The organism is Pandoraea sp. ISTKB (assembly GCF_001721285.1).
Classification (GTDB): Bacteria; Pseudomonadota; Gammaproteobacteria; order Burkholderiales; family Burkholderiaceae; genus Pandoraea; species Pandoraea capi.
Map to the genome: position 1 here is coordinate 1 of NZ_MAOS01000080.1, position 8,301 is coordinate 8,301.

Here is an 8,301-nt window from a genome sequence, read left to right on the forward strand (position 1 = left end):
AATACCGGCCTGTCACGCCGGGGGTCGCGGGTTCGAGCCCCGTCCGCTCCGCCAAACGAAGAAAGCCCAGGCTTAACCGCCTGGGCTTTTTTTATCTCTGTCGCAGATCTGTTGGTTTGTTGCGCCGCTTTATCGATGTCCTGCAACGGGGCTTTTCGGGTGCTTCAATAGCGATTTTTCCCCTGGTGATTCGATCTCAAGATGGCTTGCGGATTTTTCGCGCAATCTTTAAAAAATTCGTAGATCGCGCGCATTGCAACTTCTTGGTGACAGGGCGGCTGTTTTTTTGCGCCAACTCGCCCTGAATTCAACATGTCGTGCTTCGATCACCGCACGAGGCAGGGGCGCTTCGGATCGAATTTCCAGTCGGGGATCAGGTATTGCATGGCGACGCTGTCATCGCGCGCGCCCAGGCCATGTTCCAGATAAAGCGCGTGAGCCGCTTCGACAGCCTCCATGTCCAGCGTGACACCCAGCCCCGGCGTTGTTGGCACCTGAACGTTGCCGTCGACGATGCGAAGGGGATTGCGTGTGAGGTACTGACCGTCCTGCCAGATCCAGTGTGTGTCGATCGCGGTGATCTTGCCGGGCGCCGCCGCGGCGACGTGGGTGAACATCGCGAGCGAAACGTCGAAGTGATTGTTCGAGTGCGAGCCCCATGTCAGTCCCCATTCATGGCACATCTGGGCGACGCGCACTGAACCCTGCATCGTCCAGAAATGCGGATCTGCCAGCGGGATGTCGACCGACTGAAGCTGAATCGCGTGGCCCATCTGACGCCAGTCCGTCGCGATCATGTTGGTGGCCGTCGGCAGGCCTGTCGCACGACGGAATTCGGCCATGACTTCGCGTCCCGAGTATCCGTTTTCTGCGCCGCAGGGATCTTCGGCATACGCGAGCACATCATGCTGGTCGCGGCACAGGCGCACCGCTTCCGCGAGCGACCATGCACCGTTCGGGTCCAGTGTGACCCGAGCTTGCGGGAAGCGTTTGGCGAGCGCGGTGACAGCCTCGATCTCGGCATCGCCTTCGAGTACGCCGCCCTTGAGTTTGAAGTCCTGAAAGCCGTATCGCGCGTGGGCGGCTTCCGCCAGACGAACGACCGCATCGGGTGTCATGGCGACTTCGGTACGAACGCGCTCCCAATCGTCTCTGGCACCTTGGTTATCTGCGTAAGCGAGATCGGTCGCCTGTCGGTCTCCGATAAAGAAGAGGTAGCCGAGCATCGCGACTTCGCTGCGCTGCTGTCCCTCGCCAAGCAGTGCAGCGACCGGGACTTCCAGATGTTGACCAAGCAGATCGAGCAAGGCGGCTTCGAGCGCGGTCACGGCGTGAATCGTGGTGCGCAGATCGAAGGTTTGCAGGCCGCGTCCGCCGGCATCGCGGTCTGCGAATACGCGACGGGTCTGACCGAGGATTGCCTGAATGTTCGCGACCGATTGTCCGACGACGTAGGGGCGTGCGTCTTCCAGCGTCTTGCGAATCGATTCTCCGCCAGGGACTTCGCCAACGCCGGTGTGTCCGGCACTGTCCTGGAGGATGACGAGGTTACGCGTGAAGAAGGGGCCGTGCGCGCCACTCAGATTCAGCAGCATGCTGTCGCGGCCGGCGACGGGAACAACGCGCAATTCGGTGACGATGGGGGTTCGGCTCATGGCAGGGAACGTTGATCAGACCAAAGGGAACGAAGTGTCAGACATACATTTTGTTGTATGTCGTCAGACAACATTCTATGGAAAGTTCAGTGCGCTGCCTTTTCGGGTATACCCGTTTCGCGACGACCACGTCGTCATGAAGACGTTGTAGTCAAGGGTTTTGGCCGTTCGGTGCGTTAAGGTGCTGTAGGCGTTTGATGCCGGCCGGACTAGAAGGGGGCTGGCATCCCTCTTTGCGATTGTTGTCGTACAACTATCGGGGATGAAGAGGGGCGGATACTGCATGGCAAGTACCGTCCGGCGTGTGCGCGTCGCGCAATAGCTCAACGTGCCTTCGCGTGGACCACCCAGCGCAGATACATCAGCAGCCCGACGGCGGCGACCGCCACGCTGGCGCTGTTGGCGGCCCAGAAGCCCGTTGCGCCGTGCAGCCAGGCGGGGGAGACACCGCCGACGTCGAAGCCCAGGACATAACCGCCGCCCAGACCGACGCCCCACAAGGACACGGCATAGATGACCGTCGGCACGACCGCCACCTTCCATGCGCGAAGCACGAAGACGGCGTTGACCTGCAGCGCATCGAAGATGTGATAAACGGCGACGATGGCAAGCAGCGGCGTGGTGACGGCGGCGACCAGCGGATCTGCGGTATAGGCCGCGAGAACCCATGGGCGGCACAGCCACATCAGTGCAGCCATCGCCAGCCCCAACGTGCCCGCCAGCTCGACGCCCCGGCGTCCAACCAGCTGCGCCGCTTTGAAATCACGCGAGCCGATGGCCTGTGCGGTGAGCGTGGCCGTCGCGATGCCGATCGACATCGGCAGCATGTACATGAGTGCGCCGAGGTTCGCGGCGATCTGGTGACCGGCGAGGGTGACGTCGCCCAGGCGAGCGATGAAGATCGCCATGAACGAGTACGCCGTCACTTCGATCAGGTAGCTCAGCCCCATCGGCACACCGAGCTTCAGCAACGCGCGGATTGCCTGCCATTGCGGCCAGCAGAACTTCGCGAAGACGCCGAACTCGCGCAGCTTCGGGTGACGCGCCATGAGCGTGAGTCCCAATCCGCACGACACCCAGTTGATGGCGGTGGTGGCGATGGCGCAGCCGGTGCTGCCCAGTGCCGGAATGCCGAACCGCTCGACGCCGTAAATCAAGGCAAGGTTCAGCGGCACCTTGAGAGCCAGCCCCGTCACCTGAATGACCATGACGATACGTGGCTGCGCGACGGCCGTCGACAGCGACGAATACACGCGAAACAGCATGGCGGCAGGCAGGCCGTACGCGAGGATGTGCAGATACGCACTTGCGCGGGCTTCGAGTTCGGGCGTCGCTTGCGAGAGGCGCAGGATGAACTGGGGATGCGACAGCACCAGGAACCCCGGAATCGCGAGGAATAGCGCGAGCCAGAACGTCTGACGCACCTCTTCGCCGATCGCGGTGCGCTCACCCGCGCCGTAAAGCTGTGCGGCGATGGGGGAGAGCGCGACGAGAATGCCCATCAGGCCAACGTAGACCGTGATGTAGATCGAGCCGCCGAGGGCCAGCGATGCGAGATCGAACGCGGATGCGCGTCCGACCATGGCGGTATCCATCACCCCGAAGGCGATGACGGCCAGTTGACCAATCAGGACCGGCCACGCGAGCGTGGCAATGCGTTTGATGTCGTGCCACATGGTGAGGATCGGTGACGGTGGCGAGCGATCAGCGCGGGCGCGCGGCGCGCCGCCATGGGCGTTCCTGCAACACGTAGAGACGGAAGCGTTCGTCGCGGTCGGCCGCGCGGCGGCCTTCCCAGAGCTGGCGCCATTCGTACGGCGCGAGCGACAGCGGTTCGCTGTAATCCTGCGAATCCTGACGCAGCAGCACGTCGCAATCGTCGTCTGCCGAACCGAAGCGCATGTTGCCGAAGTACGCGAACGACGCGAGCTGTGCGTCGCCCACTCTCGCGGTACGGATGCAGGTGTAATCGGCGGGCAGGTGGGCCGAGATCTGTGCGGCCACGTCGCGATACGTGCGCCCGTAGTTCACGACCGGCAGCCAGAGCGTCATGAGCAGCACCCACATCAGGGTCGTGCCACCGGACGACAGCACCACGCTGCGCCACAGCACCTTCGGGCTGCGCGACACGCGCCATGCCACGAGCGCCACCCAGGCACCCGTGACGAGCAGCGCGCTGATGAGCGTGATCCAACTGAATTCCGGAGCAAAGCCCGGCACAAGGCGTCGCAGATTACGTGCCGTCGAGGCCGGGAAGCCGGTAATGCCTGCGAGCCAGACGATCCATACGAAGCCCGCCAGCACGGTGAACGACAGCACGGCAAACCAGTCGATGGCGTTGACCGTGCCGCGCTTGAGCGTGGGCAAACCGAACGCCGCGATGATGGACAGTGCGGGCAGCACCAGCATGAAGAGCTGGTTGCCCTGATGCGCTTGCAGCACGATCAGCACAAGCAGAGTGATCGCGAAGACGAGCGAGATGGCGATATGCGGCGCGCGTCGCATGCCGCGCCAGGAATACAGTGACCACGCCGCCAGCGGCCATGCCGGCCACGCGAACAGTGCGAGGTTCTTGACGATATAGCTCAGCGAGCTGAGTGTCGGTCCGCTGAAAGTGTCTACGCCGATGTCGGCCCATTCGCCGAGCCAGCGACGTGCACCGTCTGCGAACTTGAGCGCCGCGAGCGGCCAGGTGCAGGCGAGGAGCAGCGTGATGGGGGTGGACACCAGCAACAGCATGCGCAGGGGCAGGGCACGGCACACCACGGCGGCGACGATGCCGGCGATCCACAGCGAGAGCGTCATCAGCGGTGAAGACGCGAGCGCCATGCCGCCGAGCGCGAGGCCGAACCACACTGCGCCCTGACGCGGCTTGTCCAGGCTGCGCACCAGACCGTAGATGGCCATCGAGATAAGCGTGAGCTGTCCGACCGTTGCCGTGGTTTCATGACCGCGTTCGGCCAGACCGAAACAGGCCAGCAGAATCAGCAGCGCACCGTCGGCAAGCGTGCGGCCGTAGTCGCGCGGCTCGGGTTCGCCTCCGAAAGCGTATTTGAACGGTTGCACTTCCGGGCGGCGACCGAGCAGATAGGTGCCGTACCAGATGAACGTGCAGGTGATGTAGAAGCAGAGGCCCGTGACGATGCGAGCGGCGTCGGGCGCGTCGAGCCATGAGAAAGCGCGAATGGCGAGCGCACCGAGCCACGAGACGAGCGGGCCGTTATCGTAAATGGGTTTGCCTGCGATGTTCGGCAGCAGCCAGTCGGACAAATGACCATGGGCCATCGTCCACATGATGCCGAAGCCGGCAGCGTCTTCGTTTTTCCACGGGTCGCGACCAAACAACCCCGCCAGCACATAGATGACGCAAATGGCGATCAGCAGCGAACGCGGCAGCGCGCTGGTGGCGGAGGCAGTGATGCGAACTCGTTTCATAGGCAATACGGCAGGACCGGCAGAGCGGCCGGATCGGGAAAGCGGAGGGGATGGCCGGAAATGACCCGGGGGTCAAACCTGCGGCAACGCGTGGTGCCAACCTAAGGGAAGGCCCGGGGCGCCCGGAAAAGCCGACAGTATGACAGTAACCGATGAAATGGCGCAGAACAGAACCAAGAAAAAAGGGCAGCCTGAGCTGCCCCTTTCCAACACTTTCCGCAACGCCGGGGTATTGCCCCTGATGCACTGGCCCGCCATCGTCTGCCGGGCCCCGCATCGCGTTGTGCGGCGATCTGCCTGTAAAACTTAGGCAGCCTTGCCGCCGGCGCGGTTGCCGAACTTCTTGCGGAACTTGTCCACACGACCTTCCGCGTCCATGATGCGGGTTTCGCCGGTGTAGAAGTTGTGCGATGCCGACGACGTATCCAGCTTCACGAGCGGGTAGGTCTTGCCGTCGATTTCGATGCTTTCCTTCGACTGAACCGTCGAGCGGCAGATGAACTGGAAGTCGATGCCCGGGGTCATGTCCTTGAACACGACTTCGCGGTAATTCGGGTGAATGCCTTCTTTCATGATGGGCCTTGAGTTAAGTCGGTAGCCAGCCTGCGCGAGTCACCTGACCCGCTAACGCAATTGCCGTCTTGTGACGGAATACGCGTCGACCACTTTCCGGATTTGGAAAACGCGCATTATGCCACGAAAACCACAATTTTCGCAAAGTTTTCATGGGGTTGCGGCAGGCCCGGGCGTCACGGGCGGCGTGGCGTCCGGCAGCGTGCCGACTGGCGTGGCGGGATCTTGCAGGAAATAGCGCGAAAACAGCGCGTACAGGGCCGGATATTCGTGCCGGAAGGCCTCCGGAGCCACGAAGAACGCTTCGGCGCATACCGCGAAGAATTCCGACTCGTGTTCCGTCGCGTACGGGTCGAGTAGCGAGGTCGACGCGAAGGCGTCCCAGTCGGCGTCCGGGACATTCGCCACGTGGTGACAGAACTCCTCGTAGGCCGGATCGAAGACGTTGCACCATACTTCCGTTGTCAGATCGCCGTGAAGGCGGCGCAGCATCGGCGGCACGCCGTCGGCCTCACCACCCTCCATGTCGATCTTGTGGACGAATTCATGGATCACGACGTTGTAGGCGAGCACGTCGCTCGCCTGAACGTCTTGCCACGACAGCACGACAGGTCCGCCCTCCCACGCTTCGCCGCTGGCCTCCTGTTCGACGTCATGCACGACGCCGGCCTCATCCTGCACCGTCTTGCGGATCAGAAACTCGCCCGGGTAGAGCACGATGCCGGTCCATCCGCGATACAACGCCGGGGGCAGATGGAGAATCGGCAGGCACGCCTGTGCGGCGACAGAGACGCACATGGCGTCGGTCAGCGGCAGGTCGTGCGCGGTGGAGAAGTGCTTGCTGGCCAGAAAGTCGGTGGCCAGCGCGCGGAGCTTTTCGAGGTCTGCCGAGGTTCGTCGGGAAAGGAATGGCAAAGCGCCGACGACTTCGTGCCAGACGTTGTCGTCGATCGCTGTGGCTTTGCGGGAGAGTCCGAGGCTGGCGAACAGAGTCTTGAGCATGGTGTGCGTGGCCGGCGTGGCGCTGCGGCGAGGATTCGTGCGGTGCCAATGCGCCTGCGGCACAAAGGCAAATGACGCTGACGATTCTAATTTAGCTGCTTCTGGATTGCCGCAAAAATTGCGCCACACAGCGCCACGATGGCAATGAAGTGAAAGCCGTCGATGAACGAGAGAAACGCGGCTTGCCGCTGGATCATCTGGGCGATTTGCGCAAGCGCGGCGCCGTGCGCTTGTGACGCGGCAATGCCCGCATGAGTGAGCGCATTGGCGAGGGTGTCCAGCGTCTGCGTGAAGATTGGGTTGTATGGATTGGCGACTTCCGTGAGCCGGCTGCGATGCAGCGCTTCGCGATGCTGCTCGAAGGCCACGATCGTCGAGACGGCGAACGAGCCGGACAACTGGCGAAGAATGTTCTTCAGCCGGTAGCCGTGCACGAAGCTTTCGTGATCGAACGTGCGAAACGTCAGGTTGGCCACCGGCAGCACGGTGAAAATGCCGAAAACGGCCTTGAGGGCGAGCACGCCGTAGAGCTGCGACTGGCCGGCGTCGGGCGGCATGGCGCCAAGCCAGACGCTGGTGCCGATCGTCATCAGGAAGCCGCTCACGATCAGCAACTTCTTGTTCGTAATGAACTTTGCGACGCGAAAGTAGGCGATCAGCAGGATCACCGTGAGCAATGCCGAATAACCGAGCAGTTGTCCGGTGCGCTCGACGGTGAAGCCAAGGCCCTGCTCCAGCAGGCGAGGCATCAGATAGCTCTGGGTGTTTGCCAGATAGTAGTAAGCCGCGTACAGGACCAATCCGACTTGAAACTCACGTCGACGCAGCGATTGCAAACGGATGAATGGCGCGGGGTGCTGCCATTGGTGGTAGCCGAACCAGACCAGCGCGCCGACACCGACGACGGTCAGCAAGGGCAGCACCGGCGTTTGCAGCCAGAGCGTGTAACGCATTTCCTGAAGCACGACTTGAAACGCGCCCATCGCAAGGGCGAATGCCATGAATGGCGCGAACGGGTAGCTGCCGCCCGAGAGGCGGTCGCGCAGACGGCCGACGTCCGGCACGGCGAACCAGGCGAGCCCGGCGAGCAGCACGGCGGGCGGCGCTGTGCACAGGAAGAGTGTGCGCCAGGTGTATTCGGACACCAGCAAGCCACCGATGAGTGGTGCGGCGGCAGACCCGGTGAACAGCAGCAATGCGAACGTCTGCACCGTCTTGCCGCGCCGCTCCGCCGGCATGCTCACCTGCGCCAGAATGCGGCACGAACTCATCCAGCTACCCGCGCAAAATCCCTGAAACGCCCGGGCAATCACGAGCTGCGTCAGGCTCTCGCTGGTGCCCGCGAGAATGGCGCCGCAGGCATAGAGCAGTAGCGATGCCGTCAGATAGCGACGGTAACCGATGCGCTCGACGAACCATTGTTGTTTGAGGATGGCGAGCACCGAGGCGATGCCGTAGGCCGTCGTCATCCAGACGAACTCTTTCGGCGAGGCGTCCACGCCGCCCGACACGTAGACGGCGAAGTAGACGAGCAGCGCGTTTTCGAAGAACTCGAGACCGGGAATCAGGCCAAGGGCGTAGCGATAGGCCTCCATTCGCATCGGCCGCAAGGGGCCGGCGCCGCCTGCACCCCCGA

7 protein-coding genes are annotated in these 8,301 nt (G+C 62.8%); 1 reads left to right on the top strand and 6 read right to left on the bottom strand.

Going from position 1 to position 8,301, the window contains the following annotated elements; all coding sequences use genetic code 11:
- The coding region (locus A9762_RS29115; RefSeq protein ID WP_206093621.1) for a hypothetical protein at positions 1 to 305 on the top strand (305 nt) is incomplete at its 5' end.
- A gap of 21 nt (positions 306 to 326) precedes the next feature.
- On the opposite strand, the gene gudD is transcribed toward A9762_RS29115, so the two are convergent.
- The 6 genes from gudD to A9762_RS25090 all read right to left on the bottom strand — a co-directional run.
- Complete coding sequence (gene gudD / locus A9762_RS25065; RefSeq protein WP_069344700.1) at positions 327 to 1,655, bottom strand: glucarate dehydratase; 1,329 nt, start codon at positions 1,653 to 1,655, stop codon at positions 327 to 329.
- Positions 1,656 to 1,978: 323 nt separating this feature from the next.
- On the bottom strand, positions 1,979 to 3,331 hold the full coding sequence (locus A9762_RS25070; RefSeq protein ID WP_069344701.1) for an MATE family efflux transporter: 1,353 nt from the start codon (positions 3,329 to 3,331) through the stop codon (positions 1,979 to 1,981).
- A gap of 28 nt (positions 3,332 to 3,359) precedes the next feature.
- On the bottom strand, positions 3,360 to 5,090 hold the full coding sequence (locus A9762_RS25075; RefSeq protein ID WP_069344702.1) for a glycosyltransferase family 39 protein: 1,731 nt from the start codon (positions 5,088 to 5,090) through the stop codon (positions 3,360 to 3,362).
- A 306-nt stretch (positions 5,091 to 5,396) separates the two neighbouring features.
- Positions 5,397 to 5,663, bottom strand: coding sequence for a type B 50S ribosomal protein L31 (locus A9762_RS25080; RefSeq protein WP_069344703.1), 267 nt, complete (start codon positions 5,661 to 5,663; stop codon positions 5,397 to 5,399).
- A gap of 150 nt (positions 5,664 to 5,813) precedes the next feature.
- Positions 5,814 to 6,665: a zinc-dependent peptidase gene (locus A9762_RS25085; RefSeq protein WP_069344704.1), complete on the bottom strand. Its 852-nt coding sequence runs from the start codon at positions 6,663 to 6,665 to the stop codon at positions 5,814 to 5,816.
- A gap of 86 nt (positions 6,666 to 6,751) precedes the next feature.
- Positions 6,752 to 8,301: MFS transporter (locus A9762_RS25090; RefSeq protein ID WP_139133395.1), on the bottom strand; the 1,550-nt coding region annotated here is incomplete at its 5' end.

Bases quoted from the DNA above. Each gene is read 5' to 3' on its own strand.
- gudD (WP_069344700.1), bottom strand. From the start codon at position 1,655: ATGAGCCGAACCCCCATCGTCACCGAATTGCGCGTTGTTCCCGTCGCC.
- A9762_RS25070 (WP_069344701.1), bottom strand. From the start codon at position 3,331: ATGTGGCACGACATCAAACGCATTGCCACGCTCGCGTGGCCGGTCCTG.
- A9762_RS25075 (WP_069344702.1), bottom strand. From the start codon at position 5,090: ATGAAACGAGTTCGCATCACTGCCTCCGCCACCAGCGCGCTGCCGCGT.
- A9762_RS25080 (WP_069344703.1), bottom strand. From the start codon at position 5,663: ATGAAAGAAGGCATTCACCCGAATTACCGCGAAGTCGTGTTCAAGGAC.
- A9762_RS25085 (WP_069344704.1), bottom strand. From the start codon at position 6,665: ATGCTCAAGACTCTGTTCGCCAGCCTCGGACTCTCCCGCAAAGCCACA.